Annotated in this window: 17 protein-coding genes; 11 read left to right on the plus strand and 6 right to left on the minus strand. The window is 71.3% G+C overall.

Annotated features, from left to right (window positions below; all coding sequences use genetic code 11):
* Positions 1–139 precede the first annotated feature (139 nt).
* The 3 genes from P2L57_RS08770 to P2L57_RS08780 all read left to right on the plus strand — a co-directional run bounded on the left by P2L57_RS08770 (position 140) and on the right by P2L57_RS08780 (position 4,318).
* Positions 140–2,149 (plus strand): Xaa-Pro dipeptidyl-peptidase, encoded by a 2,010-nt coding sequence (locus P2L57_RS08770; protein ID WP_372515656.1) that lies wholly within the window; start codon positions 140–142, stop codon positions 2,147–2,149.
* Between the two features lie 403 nt (positions 2,150–2,552).
* Positions 2,553–3,563, plus strand: coding sequence for an isopenicillin N synthase family dioxygenase (locus P2L57_RS08775; protein WP_275810950.1), 1,011 nt, complete (start codon positions 2,553–2,555; stop codon positions 3,561–3,563).
* A gap of 98 nt (positions 3,564–3,661) precedes the next feature.
* Complete coding sequence (locus tag P2L57_RS08780) at positions 3,662–4,318, plus strand: NAD(P)-dependent oxidoreductase (protein WP_275810953.1); 657 nt, start codon at positions 3,662–3,664, stop codon at positions 4,316–4,318.
* Positions 4,319–4,328: 10 nt separating this feature from the next.
* Here P2L57_RS08780 and P2L57_RS08785 read toward each other — a convergent pair whose 3' ends face one another.
* Complete coding sequence (locus tag P2L57_RS08785) at positions 4,329–4,829, minus strand: VOC family protein (RefSeq protein ID WP_275810956.1); 501 nt, start codon at positions 4,827–4,829, stop codon at positions 4,329–4,331.
* Positions 4,830–5,014: 185 nt separating this feature from the next.
* Here P2L57_RS08785 and P2L57_RS08790 point away from each other — a divergent pair, with 185 nt between their 5' ends.
* The 5 genes from P2L57_RS08790 to P2L57_RS08810 all read left to right on the plus strand — a co-directional run bounded on the left by P2L57_RS08790 (position 5,015) and on the right by P2L57_RS08810 (position 13,483).
* Positions 5,015–7,471: a Tex family protein gene (locus P2L57_RS08790; protein ID WP_372515657.1), complete on the plus strand. Its 2,457-nt coding sequence runs from the start codon at positions 5,015–5,017 to the stop codon at positions 7,469–7,471.
* 203 nt (positions 7,472–7,674) lie between these two features.
* Positions 7,675–8,808: a CaiB/BaiF CoA transferase family protein gene (locus tag P2L57_RS08795; protein WP_275810959.1), complete on the plus strand. Its 1,134-nt coding sequence runs from the start codon at positions 7,675–7,677 to the stop codon at positions 8,806–8,808.
* Between the two features lie 60 nt (positions 8,809–8,868).
* Positions 8,869–10,011: an acyl-CoA dehydrogenase family protein gene (locus tag P2L57_RS08800; RefSeq protein ID WP_275810962.1), complete on the plus strand. Its 1,143-nt coding sequence runs from the start codon at positions 8,869–8,871 to the stop codon at positions 10,009–10,011.
* Positions 10,012–10,048: 37 nt separating this feature from the next.
* On the plus strand, positions 10,049–11,263 hold the full coding sequence (locus tag P2L57_RS08805; RefSeq protein WP_275810965.1) for an acetyl-CoA C-acetyltransferase: 1,215 nt from the start codon (positions 10,049–10,051) through the stop codon (positions 11,261–11,263).
* Positions 11,264–11,311: 48 nt separating this feature from the next.
* Positions 11,312–13,483 (plus strand): 3-hydroxyacyl-CoA dehydrogenase NAD-binding domain-containing protein, encoded by a 2,172-nt coding sequence (locus P2L57_RS08810; RefSeq protein ID WP_275810968.1) that lies wholly within the window; start codon positions 11,312–11,314, stop codon positions 13,481–13,483.
* Between the two features lie 58 nt (positions 13,484–13,541).
* Here the strand turns inward: P2L57_RS08810 and P2L57_RS08815 are convergent, their stop codons facing one another.
* From P2L57_RS08815 to P2L57_RS08830, 4 genes are all read right to left on the minus strand, one after another.
* A complete protein-coding gene (locus tag P2L57_RS08815; protein WP_275810971.1) occupies positions 13,542–14,246 on the minus strand; it encodes a MerR family transcriptional regulator in 705 nt (234 codons plus the stop codon).
* A gap of 89 nt (positions 14,247–14,335) precedes the next feature.
* On the minus strand, positions 14,336–15,916 hold the full coding sequence (locus tag P2L57_RS08820) for an acetolactate synthase large subunit (protein WP_275810974.1): 1,581 nt from the start codon (positions 15,914–15,916) through the stop codon (positions 14,336–14,338).
* Between the two features lie 101 nt (positions 15,917–16,017).
* The gene (locus P2L57_RS08825; protein WP_275810977.1) at positions 16,018–17,061 is read right to left on the minus strand and encodes a fatty acid desaturase family protein; all 1,044 of its coding nucleotides are present in this window, start codon (positions 17,059–17,061) and stop codon (positions 16,018–16,020) included.
* 159 nt (positions 17,062–17,220) lie between these two features.
* A complete protein-coding gene (locus P2L57_RS08830) occupies positions 17,221–17,883 on the minus strand; it encodes a nitroreductase family protein (protein ID WP_275810980.1) in 663 nt (220 codons plus the stop codon).
* Positions 17,884–18,209: 326 nt separating this feature from the next.
* On the opposite strand from P2L57_RS08830, the gene P2L57_RS08835 reads away from it, so the two are divergent.
* The 3 genes from P2L57_RS08835 (at position 18,210) to P2L57_RS08845 (ending at position 21,745) form a co-directional block, all read left to right on the plus strand.
* On the plus strand, positions 18,210–19,817 hold the full coding sequence (locus P2L57_RS08835) for an ABC-F family ATP-binding cassette domain-containing protein (RefSeq protein ID WP_275810983.1): 1,608 nt from the start codon (positions 18,210–18,212) through the stop codon (positions 19,815–19,817).
* A 69-nt stretch (positions 19,818–19,886) separates the two neighbouring features.
* Positions 19,887–20,801: a pseudouridine-5'-phosphate glycosidase gene (locus P2L57_RS08840; RefSeq protein WP_275810986.1), complete on the plus strand. Its 915-nt coding sequence runs from the start codon at positions 19,887–19,889 to the stop codon at positions 20,799–20,801.
* Positions 20,798–21,745 carry a carbohydrate kinase family protein gene (locus P2L57_RS08845; RefSeq protein ID WP_275810989.1) on the plus strand — a complete coding sequence of 316 codons (948 nt, stop codon included), beginning with the start codon at positions 20,798–20,800 and terminating at the stop codon, positions 21,743–21,745. The genes P2L57_RS08840 and P2L57_RS08845 overlap by 4 nt, the downstream gene beginning before the upstream one ends.
* On the opposite strand, the gene P2L57_RS08850 is transcribed toward P2L57_RS08845, so the two are convergent.
* Complete coding sequence (locus tag P2L57_RS08850; protein ID WP_275810992.1) at positions 21,692–22,924, minus strand: phosphodiester glycosidase family protein; 1,233 nt, start codon at positions 22,922–22,924, stop codon at positions 21,692–21,694. The two genes, P2L57_RS08845 and P2L57_RS08850, sit on opposite strands and share 54 nt — an antisense overlap.
* Positions 22,925–23,004 lie beyond the last annotated feature (80 nt).

The raw sequence follows: 23,004 nt of genomic DNA on the forward strand, positions 1-23,004 counted from the left end.
GCTTTGGGGGCGCAGCCCCCGAAACCTCATAGCCACCGGGCCAGCAGCGGGCCCCGGGGACTCGGGGGGCGTACCCCCGGGGATTGGTGACCCCAAGCGGGAGGCGTCACCGCACAAGTTTTCGCAAAGACGGCCTGTCATGCCAATGACAGGCGGTACCGTCCGGCCCGTGCTGTCACTCGCGCGGAGATCCCGCATCCAGTCCATAACGGTCGTGGCGGTCATCGTCACCGCCCTGGTGGCCGTGTTCACCGCACCGGCCATGGCGCGCGGCGGCCATTCGCCCGGTGGCCGTCCCCGATCGGGCCCGACGCAGCCCGTCTACTCGTACGCCAACGCCGTACGGGAATCCGTCTGGGTCGACACCGGCCTCGACGGCGAAGGCAACGGCAAGCGGGACCGGGTGGCCGCCGACATCATCCGGCCCCGCGAACCCGCCACGGCCGGACGGAAGGTCCCGGTCATCATGGACGCCAGCCCGTACTACTCCTGCTGCGGGCGCGGCAACGAGAGCCAGGTCAAGACCTACGACAAGAACGGGAAGCCGGTCCAGTTCCCGCTCTACTACGACAACTACTTCGTACCGCGCGGCTATGCCGTCGTCCTGGTCGACCTGGCGGGCACCAACCGCTCCGACGGCTGTGTGGACGTCGGCGGCCAGTCCGACGTCACCTCCGCCAAGGCCGTCATCGACTGGCTGAACGGCCGCGCCAAGGGCTACAGCTCACGCACCGGAAACCAAACCGTACGGGCGAGTTGGGCCGACGGGTCCGTCGGCATGATCGGCAAGAGCTGGGACGGCACCATCGCCAACGGGGTGGCCGCCACCGGAGTCGACGGCCTGAAGACCGTGGTGCCGATCAGCGCCATCAGCTCCTGGTACGACTACTACTTCGCGCAGGGCGCGGCCCTCTACGACGGCGGCCCCGACGTCCTGGCCGGTGACGTCGAGAGCTCCTCGGCACAGGCGAACTGCACCGCCGAACAGCAGCGACTGCGTGACGGTGCCCCACGCGACGGCGACTGGACGACCGCCTGGCAGCAGCGCGACTACGTGCCCAGTGCCGCCAAGGTGAAGGCCAGCGTCTTCCTGGTGCACGGCATGGAGGACCTCAACGTCCGCACCAAGCACTTCGGCCAGTGGTGGGACGCGCTCGCCGCGCATGGCGTGCAGCGCAAGATCTGGCTCTCCCAGACCGGGCACGTCGACCCGTTCGACTACCGGCGATCCGCCTGGGTGGACACCCTGCACCAGTGGTTCGACCACTATCTGATGGGCGTCGACAACGGCATCGACCGAGCCCCCATGGCCGACATCGAGCGTACCCCGGACCACTGGACCACCGACTCCGTCTGGCCCGCCCCCGGCACCTCGGCCACCAGGGTCCAGCTGGATCCGGGCAGCACCGCCGGTCTGGGCACCCTCGGACCGCTGCCGCCCGCGGCCGGCAGCACCGAGACGTACACCGACGACCCGTCGCAGAGCGAGACCGACTGGTCGGCGCAGGTCGACCAGGCCACCAAGGACAAGGTCTCGTTCACCACCGGTGCGCTCAAGCACGACCTGCGGCTGTCCGGCAGCGGTACGGTGACGCTCACCGCGACCCCCTCCACCAGCAGTGCGCATCTGTCCGCCGTCCTGGTCGACCTCGGCCCGGCCACCATCCGGAACTACAACGGCAGCGGCGAGGGCATCACCACCCTCCAGACCAAGTCCTGCTGGGGCGAGAGCACTTCGGGCGACAGCGCCTGCTTCCACGACACCGCGGCGGACACAGGACACGTCGACTACACGGTGTTCAGCCGCGGCTGGGCCGACCTCGGCCACTACTCCCCGTCGCTGCACGGCGTTCCGCTCACCCCGGGCAAGCCCTACACGATCACGCTGCGGCTGGCCGCCAGTGACCATGTCGTCCCGGCCGGGCACCGGCTGGCGTTGATCGTCGCCGGTACGGACAACGGGCTGATCGTCGCGCCGGACACCACTCCGGCCATCAGCGTCGACCTCGCCCACTCCCGCGCAGACCTCCCGCTGGTCGGCGGATACCCGGCGCTGATCCGGGCGGTCGGCCCCGGCGCGGTGACACATCCGGCGGGCCGGACGCTGTCCGGGGTGCGGGGGGCTCCTCGGGCGGCGCGACTGCCGTAGTGCCCTGTCCACTCCGCGGGGGGTGCCGGCGTTCGGCACCGCCGGGCTCCCCGCGGGGGATCGCTCGTCGTTGCGGCGGAGAGTCGTTGCCGCCGCAACACATTGTTTCCGCCGCGGCGGCGGGCAGCCGCGACGACGGAGACCGGCGGTGCCGAACCCGCCGCAACCCGTGCCCCCAGGGATCCGCGAGGTATGCTGGCGCGCATGCTCGCGCTCGTACGCCGTCGCCACGTGGACTTCGTCCGCGTTACGAGCATGTCCTGTCGCCGCAGCGGCTGATCCCACCCTTCCTCTTCACCTTCAGCCCTTCTCCGGCTCCGCGATCCCGCCGTACCCCGGCCCGCTCGCGGCGTACCCGGCCACCGCCGGGGCGTGCCCGGACCTCACACTGCGGACACCACCCATGACGCATCAGCTTCCGGTCATCGACCTTTCCGCCGCCTCCCGCGGTCCCGCCGAGCGCGCCAGGCTGCACACCGAACTGCACTCGGCCGCCCATGACGTCGGCTTCTTCCAACTCGTCGGCCATGGCGTCACGCCCGCCGAGACCGCCGCACTGACCTCCGTGGTGCGGGCGTTCTTCGCCCTCCCGGACAGCGAGCGGTTCGCCATCTCCAACCTCAACTCGCCGCACTTCCGCGGCTATACGCGCATCGGTGACGAGCGCACCGGCGGCAGCCCCGACTGGCGCGACCAACTCGACATCGGCGCCGAGCGGAGCGCGCGCATACCCGGCCCGGACGAGCCCGCGTACTGGTGGCTGGAGGGTCCGAACCAGTGGCCCACCGCCCTGCCCGAGCTGCGCACCACCGCGCTGGGCTGGATCGATCGGCTGAGCACGGTCGCGGGCAGGCTGCTGAGGGAACTCCTCGCCGCCATCGGCGCCCCAGAGGACTTCTACGACGAGGCCTTCGCCGGTCACCCCCATCTGCATCTGAAGGTGGTGCGCTACCCGGGACGCGCCCCCGACGGCGCCGACCAGGGCGTCGGCGCGCACAAGGACTACGGGTTCCTCACCCTGCTGCTGCAGGACGACATCGGCGGTCTGCAGGTAGAGCGCGAGGACGGCGCGTTCCATGACGTGCCGCCGCTGTCCGGCGCGTTCGTGGTGAACCTCGGCGAACTGCTGGAGGTCGCCACCAACGGCTACCTGAAGGCCACCAACCACCGAGTGGTCAGCCCGGCCGCCGCCCGGGAGCGGTTCTCCGTGCCGTTCTTCTACAATCCGCGGCTGGACGCCCGCATCGAGCCGCTGCCGTTCCCGCACGCCGACCGCGCACCGGGAGCGACCCAGGACCCGGCCAATCCGCTGTTCGCCGAGTACGGCCGCAACGAGCTCAAGGGCTGGTTGCGCGCGCACCCCGGTGTCGCCCGCCGCCACCACGCCGCTCTGGTCGCCCCCGCGACGGCGTAACCCCGGCTCGCGCGGACGCCGGAACTGGGAGACCTTGGGTACTGGATCGAATACGGACAGTGCCCGCGGCGCGGCGGGACGGCGGAGGAGAAAGCGATATGTCGATCATCGCCCTGTTCGGAGCCACCGGCACCATCGGCGGCCGGATACTGCGCGAGGCGCTCAGCCGCGGGCACGAGATAACCGCCGTCGTCCGCGACCCCGGCAAGCTCGCGCTGGAACATCCCCGACTCGCGGTCACCAAGGGTGATGTGCTGGACCCGACGACGGTGGCCGCGGCGGCCAAGGGCAAGGACGCGGTGGTGAGTGCGGTCGGCGGTGGCAGCGGCAACGGTCCGGGCCATATCGCCACCATCAGGCCCGCCGCCGAGTCGCTGGTCGGCGGACTGCGCACGCTCGGCACACAGGCGCCGCGGCTGATCGCGGTCGGCGGCGCCGGTTCACTGCGCAGGCCGGACGGCACGCTGGTCTGGGACGAGCCCGGGATACCCGCGTTCCTGCTGCAGATCATGCACGCGCACGGCGAGGCGCTGGACTTCTACCGCACCGTGCGCGATGTGCCGTGGACGAACATCAGTCCCGCCGGGCAGATCGAACCCGGCGAGCGCACCGGCTCCTACCGCACCGCCCTCGATGACCTGGTGGTCGACGACAACGGCGACAGCCGTATCTCCGCGGAGGACTTCGCGGTCGCCGTTGTCGACGAGATCGAGAATCCCGAGCACATCGGCGAGCGGTTCGCCGTCGGCTACTGAGCGCCCCGCATCAGGTGGCGGAGCCCGCCGCGGCGCCGGTCCTCAGATCCGGACCCCAGCGGTCAAGGGCCGCCCGCAGGTCAAGCGGACGCAGCCGGTCGGGCTCCTCGGCGCCCGGCCAGTCCTCGCGCGGCACCCGCCACATGATCTCGAACTCGTTGCCGTCCGGGTCCTTGGCGTACAGCGACTTGGAGACCAGGTGGTCCGTCGCGCCGACCAGCGAGCCGCGCTCGGTCAACTTGGCCGCGATCTCGGCGAGTTCGCCGAGCGTGCCGACCTCCCAGGCCAGGTGGTACAGGCCGACATGGCCCTGCTCGGGACCGGGCGCGTTCGCGCCGATGGCGAACAGGCCGAGGTCGTGGTCGTTGAGGGTGTCCTGGGCGCTGAGGAAGGCGGCGCGGCCGGGGATCTCGGTGTCGACCTTGAATCCGAAGACATCGGTGTAGAACTCCACGGCCCGGGTGGTGTCGCGGACGTAGAGCACCGCGTGGTTGAGGCGTCGTACGGGCATGGTGTGCTCCTGGAGGTGCGGGACCGGGCGGGGTGCCGGACCGGTCATCTCCACCGTACGACACGGAAGCTTGAATGTTCAAGAAAATCTTGGGCGGCGCGACGGAGCCCCTGCGCGACAAGGCCGGTACCGCCCCGGCACAATGCACAGCAAAGCTCAGCGAGGCAGAGGAAGCGGAACGGATAGTGACGACAACGTCTATCGGGTCCACCGGCGAGAACGCCACCGGCTCCACCGAGTCCATCGGACGCACGATCGCCGAGGAGCTGGGGGTACGCGAAGGGCAGGTCAAGGCGGCCGTCGACCTGCTGGACGGCGGGGCGACCGTGCCGTTCATCGCGCGCTACCGCAAGGAGGCGACCGGCGCCCTCGATGACGCGCAGCTGCGCACCCTGGAGGAGCGGCTGCGCTACCTGCGGGAGTTGGAGGAGCGCCGCGCCGCCATCCTGGAATCGATCGAGGCACAGGGCAAGCTGGACCACGCGCTCAAGGCGCAGATCCTGGCCGCCGACTCCAAGGCGCGGCTGGAGGACATCTATCTGCCCTACAAGCCCAAGCGGCGCACCAAGGCGCAGATCGCCCGCGAGGCAGGTCTTGAACCGCTGGCCGATCGGCTGCTCGCCGACCCGACCCTCGAACCGCGGGCCACCGCCGCGGAGTTCGTCAACGAGACGGTCGCCGATGCGGCCGCGGCGCTGGACGGCGCCCGCTCGATCCTGGCGGAGCGGTTCGGCGAGGACGCCGACCTGATCGGCGACCTGCGCGAGCGCATGTGGTCGCGGGGGCGGGTCAGCTCCCGTGTCCGGGAGGGCAAAGGCGACAGCAAAGAGGGGCCGGGCGCCAAGTTCGCCGACTACTTCGACTTCGCCGAGCCCTTCGAGAAGCTGCCATCGCACCGCATCCTGGCGATGTTCCGCGGTGAGAAGGAGGAGGTCCTCGACCTCACCCTGGAGCCGGAGGAGCCGCAGGACGGCCCGTCGACCTTCGAGCGGGCCATCGCAGCCCGGTTCGAGATCGCGGACCGCGGCCGCCCGGCCGACGCCTGGCTGCTGGAGACGGTCCGCTGGGCCTGGCGCACCCGCGTCCTGGTCCATCTCGGGATCGACCTGCGTACCCGGCTGCGCACCGCCGCGGAGGACGAGGCGGTCCGGGTCTTCGCCGCCAACCTGCGGGATCTGCTGCTCGCCGCCCCCGCCGGGGCGCGGGCCACGATGGGTCTCGACCCCGGTTTCCGTACCGGTGTGAAGGTCGCCGTCACCGACCCGACCGGCAAGGTCGTCGCCACGGAAACGATCTACCCGCATGTGCCGCAGCGCCGCTGGGACGAGTCGCTGACCACCCTTGCCAAGCTCTGCGCCGCCCACAAGGTCGACCTGGTCGCCATCGGCAACGGCACCGCCTCCCGGGAGACCGACAAGCTCGCCGCCGAACTGATCAAGGCGCACCCGGAGTTGAAGCTCACCAAGGTCGTGGTCTCCGAGGCGGGGGCCTCGGTCTACTCCGCCTCCGCCTACGCCTCCCAGGAACTGCCCGAGCTGGACGTGTCGTTGCGCGGGGCGGTCTCCATCGCCCGGCGGCTGCAGGACCCGCTCGCCGAACTCGTCAAGATCGACCCCAAGTCGATCGGCGTCGGCCAGTACCAGCACGACCTCGCGGAGACGAAGCTGTCCCGCTCGCTGGACGCGGTGGTCGAGGACTGCGTCAACGGTGTCGGAGTCGACCTCAACACCGCCTCCGCGCCGCTGCTGCGCCGGGTGTCCGGCATCACGGCGACCCTCGCCGACAACATCGTCCAACACCGCGACGACAACGGCCCGTTCCGTACCCGCAAGGCGCTCAAAGACGTGGCCAGGCTCGGCCCGAAGGCGTTCGAGCAGTGTGCGGGCTTCCTGCGGATCACCGACGGCGACGACCCGTTGGACGCCTCCGCGGTGCACCCGGAGGCGTACCCGGTGGTGCGCCGCATCGCCTCGGCGGCGGGCGGCGACATCAAGGCGCTGATCGGCGACAGCGGGAAGCTGCGGGAACTGCGGCCGCGGGACTTCGCGGACGAGACCTTCGGTGTGCCGACCGTCACCGACATCCTCGGCGAACTGGAGAAGCCGGGCCGTGACCCGCGCCCGGCGTTCAAGACCGCCACGTACAAGGAGGGCGTCGAGGAGATCAAGGACCTCACGCCGGGGATGCTGCTCGAAGGCGTGGTCACCAACGTCGCCGCCTTCGGTGCCTTCGTCGACATCGGCGTCCACCAGGACGGCCTGGTGCACGTGTCCGCGATGTCCAAGACGTTCGTCAAGGATCCGCGTGATGTCGTCAAGCCCGGCGACGTGGTGCGGGTGAAGGTCCTCGACGTGGACATCCCGCGCAAGCGCATCGGGCTGACGCTGCGGCTGGACGACGAGGCGGGCGCGCCGCGCGGTGAGCGCGAGCCGCGCGAGCCGCGCGAGCAGCGCGGCGGCGGGGGCAAGGGCGGCACCGGCGGTGCGGGCAAGGGCGGTGCGAAGCGGGCGGCGCCGCCCCGGCAGAACCGCGGCCAGAACAGGGGGGACTCGGGTGGTGGCGGTGGCGGCGCGCTCGCCGACGCCCTGCGCCGGGCCGGTCTGGTGAGCGGCGACGGCGGCCCGGGCCGCGGCCGCCGATAGCCGACGACAGGGGCCGGGATGCCAAGGCATCCCGGCCCCTTTTTGGTTGTGGGTTCGGGGGTGAGGCCGCCCCGAAGGCCTGCCGACCCCAGCGGGAGGCGGCCGGTACGAAACCCTTGCGCGCGGTGCCGCAGGTTCCTAACATCGCTGATGTTACATCAGTACTGTCAAAGTGATGGCTGTCGCGGCAGGGGAGCCGGTCCATGGACGAGCCGAGGAATCCCGGTCCGCTGGCCGGAGTCCGGGTTGTGGAGTTGGCCGGAATCGGCCCCGGCCCGTTCGCCGCGATGCTGCTCGCGGACCTCGGCGCCGATGTCGTCCGCGTCGACCGGCCCGGCGGCGCGGCCCTGGGCGTCGACCCCGCACACGACATCACCAACCGCAACAAGCGCTCCGTGGTCGTGGACCTGAAGTCGCCGGCAGGACCCGGTCTCGTCCTCGGCCTGGCGCAGCGCGCCGACATCCTCATCGAGGGCTACCGGCCCGGTGTCGCCGAGCGGTTGGGCGTGGGACCCGAGGAGTGCCTTTCCCGTAACCCCCGCCTGGTCTACGGGCGGATGACCGGCTGGGGCCAGCAGGGACCGCTCGCCAACAGCGCCGGACACGACATCGGCTACATCGCCACCGCCGGGACCCTCGGCATGATCGGCCCCGCCGACGGCCCGCCCGCCGTTCCGGCGAACCTGCTCGGCGACTACGCGGGCGGCTCCCTCTACCTGGTGGTGGGCGTACTCGCCGCCCTGCAGCACGCCCGGTCGTCCGGCACCGGGCAGGTGGTGGACGCCGCCATCGTGGACGGCACCGCGCACCTGGGCGCGATGATCTGGGGGATGCTCGGCGCGGGCGCCTGGCAGGACCGGCGCGGGGCCAATCTGCTGGACGGCGGCTGCCCGTTCTACGGTGTCTACCAGACCTCGGACGGCGGCTACATGGCGGTCGGTGCGTTGGAACGGTCGTTCTATGCGGAGTTCATCTCGCTGCTGGAACTCGACGAGGACGCGCCGGACCGCGACGACCTGTCCCGCTGGGACGAGTTGCGGAACCGTATCGCCGCCCGCTTCAAGACCCGTACCCGGCAGCAGTGGACCGAGGTCTTCGAGGGCCGGGACGCCTGTGTGTCCCCCGTACTCTCGCTGCGCGAGGCGGCGCGGCACCCGCATCTGACGGCTCGTGGCACCTTCACCGAGGACGTCGACGGGCTTACGCAGCCCGCTCCGGCGCCGCGGTTCTCCGCCACCCCCGGCTCGCTGCGCCGCCCGCCCGCACTGCCCGGCGCGCATACCGCTGACGTGGCCCGCGACTGGGACCTGCCCGCGCTCGACACCGGGCGCACATGACCGTGATGGCACGCACCGGGCAGCCCCGTTTCCGCGAGCGAACACAAGAAGGGGAGCAGAATGCAGCGAGAGTTGTTCACCGCGGAGCACCAGGCGTTCCGCGAGACGGTGCGGGCCTTCCTGGCCAAGGAGGTCGTACCGCACCACGCGCGCTGGGAACAGGACGGCGTGGTCGACCGCGGCGCCTGGCTGGCCGCCGGACGACAGGGGCTGCTCGGCCTCGCCGTACCCGAGGAGTACGGGGGCGGCGGCACCGATGACTTCCGCTACGCCGTCGTGCTCGCCGAGGAGTTCACCCGAGCCGGGGCCTGCGGGCTCGCCATCGGCCTGCACAACGACATCGTCGGCCCGTATTTCACCTCGCTCGGCACCGACGAGCAGAAGCGCCGCTGGCTGCCCGGGTTCTGCGGCGGCGAGACGATCAGCGCCATCGCCATGACGGAACCCGGCGCGGGCTCCGATCTGCAGGCGATCCGCACCACCGCCACCGACCAGGGCGACCACTGGCTGCTGAACGGCGCCAAGACCTTCATCTCCAACGGCATCCTGGCCGACCTGGTCATCGTGGTCGCCAGGACGACCCCGCAGGGCGGCGCCAAGGGACTGAGCCTGCTGGTCGTGGAGCGCGGAATGCCGGGCTTCGAGCGCGGCCGCAACCTCGACAAGATCGGCCAGAAGGCCCAGGACACCGCCGAGTTGTTCTTCTCGGACGTACAGGTCCCCAAGGAGAACCTGCTCGGCACCGAGAACGGCGCGTTCGTCCACCTGATGACCAACCTGGCCCAGGAGCGCCTGGCCATCGCGGTCGCCGCCATCGCGGCCGCCGAGCACCTCCTGGAGCTGACCAGCAGCTACGTCAAGGAGCGTGCGGCGTTCGGCCGCCCGCTCGCCAAACTCCAGCACGTGCGCTTCGAGATCGCCGAGATGGCCACCGAATGCGCGGTCACCCGCACCTTCATCGACCGCTGCGTCACCGAACACAACCGCGGCGGACTCGACGCGGTCCACGCCTCGATGGCCAAGTGGTGGGCCACCGAACTGCAGAAGCGGGTCGCCGACCGCTGTCTGCAACTGCACGGCGGCTACGGCTACATGTCGGAGTTCCCGGTCGCCAAGGCCTTCATCGACGGCCGTATCCAGACGATCTACGGCGGCACCACCGAGATCATGAAGGAGATCATCGGCCGCGCACTGCTGTCCTGACCTTCTTCTGACGTTCCATCACCCATGGAGAGAAACGTTGAGTACCGAAGCGTACGTGTACGACGCGATCCGCACCCCGCGCGGACGTGGCAAGGCCAATGGGGCGCTGCACGGCACCAAGCCGGTCGACCTGGTGGTCGGGCTGATTGACGAACTGCGCCGCCGCTTCCCCGATCTGGACCCGGCCGCCATCGACGACATCGTGCTCGGTGTCGTCACCCCGATCGGTGACCAGGGCTCCGACATCGCCAAGATCGCGGCGATTGCCGCCGGTCTGCCGGACACCGTGGCGGGCCTTCAGGAGAACCGCTTCTGCGCCTCCGGTCTCGAAGCCGTCAACCTGGCCGCCGCAAAGGTGCGTTCCGGCTGGGAGGACCTGGTCCTGGCGGGCGGCGTCGAGTCGATGTCGCGGGTGCCGATGGGATCCGACGGCGGCGCCTGGGCCATGGACCCGATGACCAGCTTCGAGACCAACTTCGTCCCGCAGGGCATCGGCGCCGACCTCATCGCCACCATCGGGGGCTTCACCCGCGGCGATGTGGACGCCTTCGCGGCCGAGTCGCAGGCCCGCGCCGCCGAGGCCTGGAAGTCCGGGCACTTCGAGCGGTCCGTGGTCCCGGTACGCGACCGCAACGGCCTGGTGGTCCTCGACCGCGACGAGCACATCCGCCCGGGCACCACGGTGGACACCCTGGCGTCCCTCAAGCCCTCCTTCGCCGTCATCGGCGAGGCCGGCGGCTTCGACGCGGTGGCCCTGCAGAAGTACCACTGGGTCGAGAAGATCGACCACGTCCACCACGCGGGCAACTCCTCCGGCATCGTGGACGGCGCCGCGCTGGTCGCCATCGGCAACCGCGAGGTCGGCGAGCGCTACGGGCTCGCACCCCGCGCCCGCATCATCTCGGCCGCGGTCTGCGGGGCGGACCCCACCATCATGCTCACCGGCCCGGCCCCGGCCGCGCGCAAGGCACTCGCCAAGGCGGGCCTGAGCATCGGCGACATCGACCTGGTCGAGATCAACGAGGCCTTCGCCGCGGTGGTGTTGCGCTTCGCCAGGGACATGGGGCTGAGCCTGGACCGGATCAACGTCAACGGTGGTGCGATCGCCATGGGCCACCCCCTCGGCGCCACCGGCGCGATGATCCTGGGCACGCTCATCGACGAGTTGGAGCGGCGCGACCAGCGGTACGGGCTGGCCACCCTCTGCGTGGGCGGCGGCATGGGCATCGCCACCGTGATCGAACGCCTCTAGCACCGCGCGCGACCCGGCCCGCACCGCAACCCCCATGGAGACCTTGAGATGACCGAGCGCACCACCATCCGCTGGGAGCAGGACGCCGACGGCGTCGTCACCCTCGTCCTGGACGACCCCGCCCAGTCCGCCAACACCATGAACGCCGCCTTCGGCGACTCGCTGGAAGCCGTCGTGGAACGCCTGGAGAGCGAACGCGAGCAGTTCCGCGGCGTCATCGTCACCTCCGCCAAGAAGACCTTCTTCGCCGGCGGCGACCTGCGCGACCTGATCCGCGCCACCCCCGACCGGGCCGCCGAGGTCTTCGCGGCGGGCATGCGGATCAAGCGGCTGCTGCGCCGCCTGGAGACGCTCGGCAAGCCGGTGGTCGCGGCGATCAACGGCGCTGCGCTCGGCGGCGGTTACGAGATCGCGCTGGCCTGCCACCGCAGGGTCGCCCTTGACGCGCCCGGCTCGAAGATCGGGCTACCCGAGGTCACCCTCGGCCTGCTGCCCGGCGGTGGTGGCGTCGTGCGCACGGTGCGGCTGCTGGGCATCGCCGACGCACTGCTGAAGGTGCTGGTGCAGGGCACCCAGTACAGCCCGCGGCGCGCCCTGGAGGCCGGGCTGATCCACGAGGTCGCCGAGAGCCCCGAGGACATGCTGGCCCGCGCCCGTGCGTTCATCGACGCGAACCCCGAGGCCCGGCAGCCCTGGGACGCCGACCGCTACAAGATTCCCGGCGGAACGCCCGCCAACCCGAAGTTCGCCGCCAACCTCCCCGCGTTCCCGGCCAATCTGAAGAAGCAGCTCAACGGCGCTCCCTACCCCGCGCCGCGCAACATCCTGGCCGCCGCAGTCGAGGGCGCCCAGGTGAACTTCGAGACCGCACAGGTCATCGAGGCGCGCTACTTCACCGAGTTGGCCTGCGGCCGGATCGCCAAGAACATGATCCAGGCCTTCTTCTTCGACATGCAGGCCGTCAACTCGGGCGCGTCCCGCCCGGACGGCATCGCGCCGCGTACGGTCCGCAAGGCCGTCGTGCTCGGTGCCGGGATGATGGGCGCGGGCATCGCCTACGCCTGCGCGCGGGCCGGAATCGACGTGGTGCTCAAGGACGTCTCAACGGAGGCCGCCGAACGCGGAAGGGCCTACTCCGTGGGGCTGTTGGACAAGGCGGTGGGCAAGGGCCGGATCACGGCTCAGGAGCGCGAGGAGGTGCTCGCCCGGATCACGCCGACCGCCGACGCCGCGGACGCCGCGGGCTGCGACGCGGTGATCGAGGCGGTCTTCGAGGACCCGGCGGTCAAGCACAAGGTGTTCCAGGAGATCCAGCAGGTCGTCGCGCCCGACGCACTGCTGTGCTCCAACACCTCCACGCTGCCGATCACCGTGCTCGCCGAGGGCGTTCAGCGTCCGCGGGACTTCATCGGACTGCACTTCTTCTCACCGGTCGACAAGATGCCGCTGGTCGAGATCATCAAGGGCGAGCGGACCGGCGACGAGGCGCTGGCCCGCGCCTTCGACCTGGTCCGGCAGATCCGCAAGACCCCGATCGTGGTCAACGACTCGCGCGGGTTCTTCACCTCACGGGTCATCGGGCAGTTCATCAACGAGGGCGTGGCGATGGTCGGCGAGGGCGTCGACCCCTCGTCGGTGGAGCAGGCTGCGGCGCAGGCCGGATACCCGGCCAAGGTTCTGTCGCTGATGGACGAGTTGACGCTGACGTTGCCGCGCAAGATCCGCAACGAGTCCCGGCAGGCGGTCGAGGAGGCGGGCGGCACCTGGCAGCCGCACCCCGCCGAGGCGGTCATCGACCGGATGGTGGACGAGTTCGGCCGCCCGGGGCGCAGTGGCGGAGCGGGCTTCTACGAGTACCCGGACGGCCGGCGAGCCGGCCTGTGGCCGGGGCTGCGTGAGCACTTCGGCAAACCGGGGTCCGAGATCCCGTTCGACGACATCAGGGAACGGATGCTGTTCTCCGAGGCGTTGGACTCGGTGCGCTGCCTTGAGGAGAGCGTGCTCACCTCGGTCGCCGACGCCAACATCGGTTCCATCCTGGGCATCGGGTTCCCCGCCTGGACCGGCGGCGTGCTGCAGTACATCAACGGGTACGAGGGCGGGCTGCCAGGGTTCGTGGCCCGCGCCCGGGAGTTGCAGACGGCGTACGGGGAGCGGTTCGCACCGCCGAAGCTGCTGCTGGACAAGGCCGAACGCGGCGAGGTCTTCACAGACGCGTAGCGTCTGTTCGGCGGATTCCCGGTTTGGGTGGCGGTGGGTTCGGCACCGCCACCCGAAATCAGTCACCGGAGCGGTGCGCGTACAACGCGCGCAACTCCTCGCGCAAGGACCGCTGGAAAGCGGTGACCAGCGCCTGAACGACCAGGGGCTGCATGTGCGCGGAAAGCGACTTCACATCGCGCAAATTCTCCTGGTCCCACACCTCGTCCCGGAAGATCCGGCTCAGTTCCCGTGCCGCGGCACGGGAATGCCGCAGCATGACCTCCCGCGCCGCCAGGATCGCCTCCAGCGCGATCGGCACGTCCAGCAGCCGAACGCCCAGCTGCAGAAGGCCAGGATCCACCTCGAAGACGTCCGGGTCATCGGTGCGCCGCAGTACGTTCATCGCCGCCAGCCGATCCACGTCCTGCTCCAACAGCGCCCGGCCGACCCGCCGCTCCAACTGCTCACGCGTCGTCTCCTGTGCTCCCTCCGGCAGCCAGGAGGCGACGAGCGCGCGGTGAATGGCGAGGTCATGGGCGGTGATGTCGGTGGGAAGCTGTTCCAGATACCGTTCGATGGCGGCCAGCGTCAGACCCTGGTGCTGTAGTTCCTCGATCAGCGCGAGCCGGGCCAGATGCTCGGGACCGTAGTGCCCGACCCGGCGCGGCCCCAGCACCGGGGGCGGCAGCAGCCCCTTGGTGCTGTAGAAGCGGACGGTCCGCACGGTCACCCCGGCCCGCGCGGCCAGCTCGTCCACGGTGAGGCTCGGTGACGGAGTCATCGGCCGGCCCTCGCTCTCTGTTCGGCGACCTCTGCGATCTGGTGAGACAGTATTGCTGTCTCAGCGAGGTTGCGAAACAGTTCGCATGTTCACACCAGCGGGGGCACGACCGCCTCGATCAGATGCGGGCCGGGCTCGGCGAGCGCGCGGCCCAGCGCCGCGCCGAACTCCTCGGCGGTCACCGCGCGTTCACCGGGGACGCCCATGCCACGGGAGATGCTGACGAAGTCCAGCCCCGGCCGGGACAGGTCCAGCAGTTCCCGGGCCTTGGGGCCGGGCTCACCGGCGCCCACCCGCCGCAGCTCCATGTTCAAGATCGCATACGAGCCGTTGCTCAGCACCACCGTCGTCACATCGAGGCCCTGGTGCGCCTGGGTCCACAGCGCCGAGATGGTGTACATCGCGCTGCCGTCCGACTCCAGGCACACCACCGGGCGGTCCGGGCAGGCCACGGCCGCACCGGTGGCCACCGGCAGCCCCTGCCCGATCGCCCCGCCGGTCAGGGTCAGCCAGTCGTGCGGCGGCGCGCCCGCGGTGGCACCCGGCAGCCATGGCCCCGAGGTGTTCGACTCGTCCACCACGATCGCCCGTTCCGGCAGCAGCGCGCCGACCGTGTACGCCATGGTCTCGGCGGTCAGCGGCCCGGACGGCGCCGACGGCCGCCCCGGCGGGGCCAGTTGGGGCGCGGTGCCCGCGGCCGTGCGTTCCGCCAGGTCCGTCAGCGCGCGGGTCAGGTCCTCCGGGCCGCGTGCCAGGATGTGCACCTGGCAGCCCTCGGGCACCAGGTCGCCCGCCACACCGGGATAGGCGAAGAACGACACCGGCGAGGCGGCCCCGGCCAGCACCAGATGCCGTACCCCCGCCAGTTGACCGGCGACCGCTTCCGCCAGATACGCCAGCCGCTCCACCTCGGGCACTCCCGCCCCGCGCTCCAGCCGGGCCGGGAACGTCTCGCACAGCAGCTTCGCACCGGTCGCCGCCGCGATCCGGCTGGCCGCCCGCAGCCCTTCGCCCCGGGTGGCCGCGCCTCCGATCAACAGCGCCGCGGGCTCACCCGAACGCAGGACGGCGGCGGTCTGCGCCACCACCTCGCCCGCCACCGGGGCGGGCTCGACCACGTCGACGGATCCGGACAGGCCGGTCCCCGCGGCTGGCAGATCGCTCCATGACACATCGGTCCAGGACATGTCAGCGGGCAGGATCAGCGTCGCGATCCGCCCGGGTGGGCTCAGCGCGGCGGCGACCGCGTCTGCCGCGTCGGCGGCCAGATCATCCACCGCGGCGGTTCGCCGCAGCCAGCCGGACACCGTCGCGGCCACCGAGTCGATGTCCGACTCCAGCGGCGCGTCCAGCCGTTTGTGGTACGTGGCGTTGTCGCCCACCACGTTGACCAGCGGGGTCGACGCGCGGCGCGCGTTGTGCAGATTGGCCAGACCGTTGCCGAGACCCGGGCCGAGGTGCAGCAGGGTCACCGCGGGACGGCCCGCCATCCGCCCGTACCCGTCCGCGGCCCCCGTCACCACGCCCTCGAACAGACACAGCACCGCGCGCATCTCGGGGACCTGGTCCAACGCCGCCACCAGGTGCATTTCGGAGGTCCCGGGATTCGCGAAGCAGACGTCCACTCCGGCGTCGGCGAGGCTGCGGATCAGGGACTGCGCGCCGTTCATCCTGGTCCTCCTGCGGTGCTGGGCGCTTGCGTCAACGTCGTGGCTCCGACGCTATCGGCTGGCCGGGGGCCGGGTGAGCAGGGACGCGATCCACCACCCCGTCACCTGGAGCGCAAGGGGGCACCAACGGCGTGCATGTGCCGAAGAGCCTGCGTGTACGACTCGACGAGCCCCGCCTCGGCGTAGGGCACCCCGAGGCGCCGGCAGTGCTCGCGCACCAGCGGCTGCACGAGCCGCAGATGCGGGCGCGGCATGCTGGGGAACAGATGGTGCTCGACCTGGTAGTTGAGCCCGCCGAGGAACCAGTCCGTGATCCGGCCGCCGCGTACGTCGCGCGAGGTCAGCACCTGGCGTCGCAGGTGACCCCACCGCTCGCCGTCCCCCTCGGGCATCTCCATGCCCTTGTGGTTCGGTGCGAACGAGCAGCCCAGATGAAGACCGAACAGCGCGTGGTGCAGCACGGCGAAGACCACCGCGGTCCCCACCGGCATCGCGGCCAGCAGCAGTGCCATGTATCCGGCCAGATGCGCGGCCAGCAGCGCCGCCTCAACGGCCCGGTCACGCGGGGGCCGCCGCTTCAGGTCCTGGACCGTCGCCACCTTCAGCGCGAAGCCCTCCAGCAGCAGCATCGGAAAGAACAGCCAGGCCTGATGCTTCGTCAGGAATCGGGCGAACCCCTGCCGTTCCACCGCCTGCGCCCGGGTCCACACCAGCGCGCCGACCTCGACATCGGGGTCCTTGCCCACATGGTTGGGGTGGGCGTGGTGCCGGTTGTGCTTCTCGTTCCACCAGCCGTAGCCCATCCCCAGCAGAAGGTCGCCGTGGATCAGCCCAAGGGCCCGGTTGACCGCGCGGCTGCGGGCGATCTGCTGATGGCCCGCGTCATGCCCGATGAACGCGGTGCGGCCACTGAAGACCGCCAGCGGTACGGCGAGCAGCAGCACCCACCAGGAGCCGCCGAACTCCAGCACGCCCGCCCAAATGCCGACCAGCGCCAGGGAGTTGGCGGCCAGCGTCCGGATGTAGTAGCCGGTGCGGCGGTCCAGCAGGCCGCGCTCCTTGACCAGCCGCAGCAGCGGCGCGAACTCACTGGCCCTGGCTCGGGTCGGGCTGGGCGACTCGGCGAGCGTGCTGGTCGGCGGCATACAGGACTCCAGTCGGGGGTCGGGAAGCTGACCCCTTGAACCTAGGAACCCGCCGCCTTCCCAACCATGGAGTCACCACCCGGCCCGCCCGGGGGAGCCCACCCCTCGGATACGGGGGACACCCCCCGTACGCCGCCGGGATCCGCCCGCCCGACCAGGTCAGAGCCGCACCAGAACCTGTTCGAGCGCCTTGCGGCGGATGTCGGGCACCTGCGCGCCGTCCGCCGGATAGCCCACCGGGATCACATACGAGGCCCGCTCCTGCGGTGGCCGGTCGCACACCTCGTTGAGGAACCGCATCGGGCTCGGTGTGTGGGTGAGCGTCGCCAGCCCCGCCTGGTGGAGCGAGGCCAGCAGCAGCCCGACCGCGATCCCCACCGACTCCTTCGTGTAGTACGGGCGCGGGGACGCGGGCCCCTTGTGCACCTCGAACACCACGATCACCGCGGGGGCCTGCTCCAGGAACGGCTTGTGCCAGTCGGTGCCCAGCGGCGCCAGGGCGTCAAGCCACTCCGGCGAGGCGCGGCGGGTGTAGAACTCGCGCTCCTCGGCCTCCGCCGCCTCACGCAGCCGCCGTTTGCGCTCCGCGTCGGTCAGCACCACGAAGCGCCACGGCTGCACGTTCGCGCCGCTGGGGGCGGTGGCGGCGGTACGTACCGCCCACTCCACCACCCCGTCGGGGATCGGCCGGGAGGAGAAGTCACGTACCGTGCGGCGGCGCGCCATCACCTCGTGGAACGCCCTGCTGCGCGGTTCCGCCTCGTCGGCGGGGACGGTCATCGGATGCAGCGGCACCGTGGGGTAAGCGGAGTCGTCGGCCATGGCCGACAGCACAGCACACGGGATGCGGCCGCGGAAGGCCGCCGCAGCGGCACCCGTACCGCCGGAAAACGCTCTTGCCGCCCCTGGGGGCCTTGCGTACCGTTGTGCCTGGCCCTGTTGTCGTCGATCGGAGAAGGCCGTTGCTCTACTGAGGTCCTAGCAGACACCGCGCCCGCGTACTTCCCGCGTGGCCGTGTGCGACCTCAGCAGTGAGCCGCCTTCCGCATCCCGGGGCGTTTTCCTTCCCTCCCGCATGAGCGTTGCCGCATGCCGCGGTGTCTCCACGTGTTGCCCACCCGCATTCTTCTGAGCAACCGGAGGCCCTTTTGTCTACCGCGTCCCCTTCCATCACCACCGCCGACCTGGGCTTCTCATGGCCGGACGGAACGGCCGTCTTCGACGGCTTCCAGATCGCCGTCGGCCCCGGCCGCACCGGTCTGGTGGGCCTCAACGGCTCCGGCAAGTCCACCCTGTTGCGGCTGATCGCGGGCGAACTCCAGCCCTCGCGGGGTGCGCTGCGGATCACCGGCGAGGTGGGCTACCTGCCGCAGAACCTCGCCCTCGACACCACCTCGCGGGTGGACGAGGCGCTGGGCATCCACCGGGTACGGGCCGCCCTGCACGCCATCGAGCGGGGCGACCCGAGCGAGCGGCACTTCACCGCGGTCGGCGACGACTGGGATGTCGAGGAGCGCGCCCGCGCCACCCTCGACCAACTGGGACTCGGTGGTATCAGTCTCGACCGGACCGTCGGCGAGGTGTCCGGCGGGGAATCGGTACTGCTGCGGCTCGCCGCGCTGCTGCTGCGCCGACCGGACGTACTGCTGCTCGACGAGCCGACCAACAACCTGGACCTGGCTGCCCGGCACCGGCTCTACGACGCCGTCACCGCCTGGCGCGGCGTGCTGGTCGTGGTCAGCCACGACCGGGAACTGCTGGAGCGCGTCGACCAGATCGCCGACCTGCGCGACGGAGAGGTCCGCTGGTACGGCGGCAAATTCTCCGCCTACGAGGCGGCACTCGCCGTGGAGCAGGAGGCCGCCGAACGCATGGTCCGGGTCGCCGAGTCCGATCTGCGCAGGCAGAAGCGCGAACTGGCCGAAACCCAGGTGAAGTTGGCCCGCCGGGTCCGCTTCGGGCAGAAGATGTACGACACCAAGCGCGAGCCGCGCATCGTGATGAACGCGCGCAAGCGGGAGGCCCAGGTCTCCGCGGGCAAGTACCGCATCATGCAGACCGAGAAGGTGGCCGAGGCCAAGGCACGCCTGGACGACGCCGTCTGCGCGGTACGGGACGACGACGAGATCCGCGTCGACCTGCCGCATACCGCGGTACCGCCCGGCCGCACCGTACTGACCCTGCGCGAGGCGGAACTGGTGCACGGTGCGCGGGCCCATCTGGAGATCCACGGCCCGGAGCGCGTCGCGCTGGTCGGGCGCAACGGGTCCGGAAAGTCCACCCTGTTGCGCACCATCGCCGGTCAACTCGCCCCGGCAGCAGGCGAGGTACGGGCCCAGGTGCCGGTGCGGCATCTGCCGCAGCGGCTCGATGTGCTGGATGACGCGCTCACCCTCGCGGAGAACGTCGCGCGGTACGCGCCGAAGGCGGGGAACAACGTGATCCGGGCCCGCCTGGCGCGGTTCCTGTTCCGCGGCGCCCGCGCCGACCAGCCCGTCGGCACCCTGTCCGGCGGCGAGCGGTTCCGGGCGACCTTCGCGGCGCTGATGCTCGCCGACCCCGCGCCGCAGCTGCTCCTGCTGGACGAGCCGACCAACAACCTGGACATCGCCAGCGTCCGGCAACTGACCAGGGCGCTGGAGTCCTACGAGGGCGCGCTGATCGTCGCCAGCCACGATGTGCCGTTTCTGCGCGGTATCGGTGTCACCCGCTGGCTCCAGCTGGACGGTGAGCTGACCGAAATCGATCCGTTGTGATCGGCACGGCGGGTTTGCCGCGGCCGAGCGCGTGCCAGACATGGGGGAGTCGAACGCAGGAGGCCGCGCATGTCCGTAATCGAACTGTCCGCCGAGGTCCGGGCCGCCGTGCAGCGAGGGGCGCCGGTGGTCGCCCTGGAATCGACGATCATCGCCCACGGCCTGCCCCGGCCCCGCAACCTACGGGTCGCGGGTGAGCTGGAGGCGATCGTACGGGCGGGCGGAGCGGTCCCGGCGACCATCGCCGTCCTCGACGGCGTCCCCCATGTCGGGCTCGACGCCGCCCAGTTGGAGCGCGTCGCCAACGACGCCGCGATGCGCAAGCTGGGCCACCGCGACCTGGCACCCGCCATCGCGGCCCGGGCCAGCGGCGCGACCACCGTCTCCGCGACGGCGTTCCTCGCCGCCCGAGCGGGCCTGCGGGTGTTCGCCACCGGTGGGCTCGGCGGCGTGCACCGCGACTGGACCACCACCCAGGACGAGTCAGCCGACCTCCGGCTGCTGGCCCGCACCCGGATCACCACGGTGTGCGCGGGCGTGAAGTCCATTCTCGACATTCCCGCCACACTGCAGCGCCTGGAGACCCTGGGAGTGGGCGTGATCGGCTACCGCACCGCCACCTTCCCCGGCTTCTACCTGCACAGTTCGGGCCAGCCCATTGACTGGACGGTCCGCGAACCGGCCGAAGTCGCGGCCGTGATGCGGGCCCAGGACGCACTCGACGGCCCGGAGTCCGCCCTGATCGTCGCCAATCCGGTGCCGGAGGACGAGCAACTCGACCCGCAACTGCACGACCGGGTGCTCGCCGAAGCGCTGCATGCCGCGGCCCGCGAAGGCATCACCGGCCAGGCCATCACCCCCTACCTGCTGGACCACCTGGTACGGCACACCGGAGGCGCCTCGCTGGAGGCCAACCTCGCCGCGGTGCGCGGCAATGTGCGGCTGGCCACCGCCATCGCCGCCGAATGGGCGCGTGCCGTATGACCGCCGGGCCGGGACTGCTGGTCATTGGCGAGGTCGTCACCGACATCGTGGCCCGGCACACCGGACCGCTCGCCCCGGACACCGACACACCCGCCCGTATCGCGGTACGGCCGGGCGGCGCCGGGGCCAACGCGGCGGCCTGGGCGGCGCACTGCGGCGCGGACGTCGCACTGCTGGCCCGGGTGGGCGCCGACGACGCCGCATGGCACCGCACCGCACTGCTGGCCGACGGGGTACGGCCGCGACTGCGCACCGACCACCGCCTGCCTACCGCAGTGGTGATCGCCCTGGTGGACACGGCCGCCGAACGCACTCTGGTCACCGACAGCGGAGCCGCCGTCCACCTCGGCCCCGACGACTGGGACGACCAGCTGCTGGACGGCGTCGGCCACCTCCACCTCTCCGGCTACCTGCTCTTCACCGCAACCGGCCGACGGCTCGCCGCACTCGCCATGTCCCGAGCCCGGGAACGGGGAGCGACCGTGAGCGTCGATCCCGCATCCACCGGCTTCATGACACGGACCGGAGTGACCGTCCTACGCGACGCCACCCGCGGCGCCGATCTGCTGCTGCCCAACGCGGCCGAGGCTCAGCTGCTGACCGGCAACCCCGAACCCGCCGACGCGGCCCGGAAGTTGAGCGAGGACCACCGGACGGTCGTGGTGACGCTCGGCGCGCAAGGCGCGCTTGTCGCGCGACGAGGCGCGCCCGCCGTCCGCATACCCGCGGTCCCGAGTGACGCGGTCGACACCACCGGCGCCGGTGATGCCTTCACCGGTGGCTTCCTGGCGGCACTGCTGCGCGGTGCGGAACCGGCGGAGGCGGCCGCCGCCGGGTGCCGTACCGGCGCGCAGGCCGTCGCCACGGTGGGGGCGCGCCCGCCCGGTCGGCTACCGGGAGAACAGTCCGATGCCCTCGGGCACTGGACGCTCGGCCCCACCTGACGGATGGTTGCGCACGGTCACCCGGTGGCTGCCGGGCGACCGTGCGACCAGCGTCGAGGAGCCGCCGCCGTCGAGGTCCACCGCCGAGTCGGCACCGAGCTGCCGCATCAGGCTCGCCAACTCCGCGATGGTCAGCCCGGCCCCGCGCTCCGCGCTGCCGTCCAGGGCCAGCAGATACAGCCGATGCCCCTGCGGACCAAAACCGGCCGCGGTCCGGGTGGCCGCGGTCACCCCGTCCAGACCGCCGAGCGGCGCACCCCCGCGCAGCACCGGAAAGCCGCCGACCGCGAATCGCAGCGAGCCGTCGCCCGACAGTCCCGAACTCATCCGCAACTGGGCCCCCGGACGCAGCCGCCGCAGCGCCCGCGCCCCACCTTCCCGCCCCACCAGTACGAAGCCATCACGCGATACCGCCCCGGCACCCGGTCGGTTGGACACCGCGGTCACCCGGTCCCGGCGTACCGTCACCTCGTAGGTGTCGCGACTGCACGGAGCGGACCGCAACTGGTCGCTGCCGCACACCGCTCGTTCGCGGGACGTCCTGCCCCACAGCGAGGTGTAGGCGCCGACTCCGCCCACCGGCACCGCGTACTGGTTCAACCCTCGCAGCGGAATCGTTCCGCCGGAGGTGGACACCGAACCGGTGAGTGTCAGCCGGTCCAGCCTCGCCACCCGGTCGTAGCCCACGCCGATCACATCCCGCGTCGAGGTCCCCGGCGGCGGGGCGGGGCCGAAGCGCTGGCCGTACGGCACCGCAGCCTTGAACGGCACACCGTCCGCGATCGCCGGGCCGACCGCCGCACCGGTGGAGACCACACCGGGGTGCTGCGCCTCGTCGATGTCGAAGAAGTCCCCGTTGACCCCGGCGACCGCGCCCTGCGCGTCGGCCATCCGGGAGACCGGCTCCCGGGCCGCCACCACACCCGGCGTCAGCAGGTCGACCGAGACATGACGATTGGTCAGGTCAGCGACCAGCAGATGCCCGTACACCGTGCCGTGCGAGGCATGCACCGAAAACTCCTCGTACCGCACCCCGGGGGCGATCACCCCCTGTGCACCGGCCCGCAGACTGACCGCCGGAGAGGCCTGAGCCGTGCCCACCCCCGCCTCCGCCACCAACGCGCCGCACGCGGCGAGCACCGCCAAAGCCAGTCGGAGTCTTCGTGGTCGGTGTCTCATGATGCCCCCTGAGGTCGTCTTCGCTGCCGCTTCCGGGGTCGATTCTGACGCTGATTGAATGATTGGCTGACTCATGGCAT

Source organism: Streptantibioticus ferralitis, assembly GCF_029223525.1.
Classification (GTDB): Bacteria; Actinomycetota; Actinomycetes; order Streptomycetales; family Streptomycetaceae; genus Streptantibioticus_A; species Streptantibioticus_A ferralitis.